This window comes from Alkalihalobacillus trypoxylicola (assembly GCF_001590785.1).
Taxonomy (GTDB): domain Bacteria; phylum Bacillota; class Bacilli; order Bacillales; family Bacillaceae_D; genus Alkalihalobacillus; species Alkalihalobacillus trypoxylicola.
In genome coordinates this window covers 1-676 of record NZ_LTAO01000030.1, presented here as the reverse complement: position 1 = coordinate 676, position 676 = coordinate 1, and the positions used below count along the sequence as shown (strand labels likewise).

The window sequence follows — 676 nt, the reverse complement described above, 5'->3', positions numbered from 1 at the left end:
CCCATTCGGATATCCCCGCTTCAAAGCTTACTTACAGCTCCACGAGGCGTTTCGCCGTTCGTCGCGTCCTTCTTCGGCTCCTAGTGCCAAGGCATTCRCCGTGCGCCCTTTCTAACTTAACCATTGGCTTCTTATCAACAGCGGATTTCTTCGTCAACTTCTTCTTCTCGGTCATGTCACGTACCGAAGTACGTTCCATTCGTTCAAAGATTCGTTTCCTCGATCTCCTTGTTGCTAATCGCCATACTAATGTCCGAAATTTAATCGAATTAAACTTCTTCCATTATCTTATCAAAAAGGTTTGATATGAATTCTTGACATTCTCGTTTGTCTATCGTTATAGACTCCGATGAATTTCTGTTTTCTTATTATCTAGTTTTCAAAGAACCCTCGCCTACGATGTAGGCTTCTATCGGAAGATAAATTCTTCCAAAACTGAACAAGGCTACTGACTTCAATCACATCAGGTAACACTTCTCAGCCRTGCTTCGTGCTGCCTTGCTCCGAGGAAGCTTACTTCATTAGTAAACACTCGTAGACGCAGGAGCAAAAGCTATGAAGAGAGAAAAAACGTTCTCTCAAAACTGAACAAAAGTACCAAAGCGCATGATGGTCAAACCATCACGTCGACTAGAGTTAAAACTCCATAGAAAGGAGGTGATCCAGCCGCACCTTC

Annotated in this window: 1 rRNA gene; it reads right to left on the bottom strand. The window is 43.3% G+C overall.

Going from position 1 to position 676, the window contains the following annotated elements:
• Positions 1-122: ribosomal RNA gene (locus tag AZF04_RS15425) — 23S ribosomal RNA — on the bottom strand; the annotation flags it as partial.
• Positions 123-676: the final 554 nt, after the last annotated feature.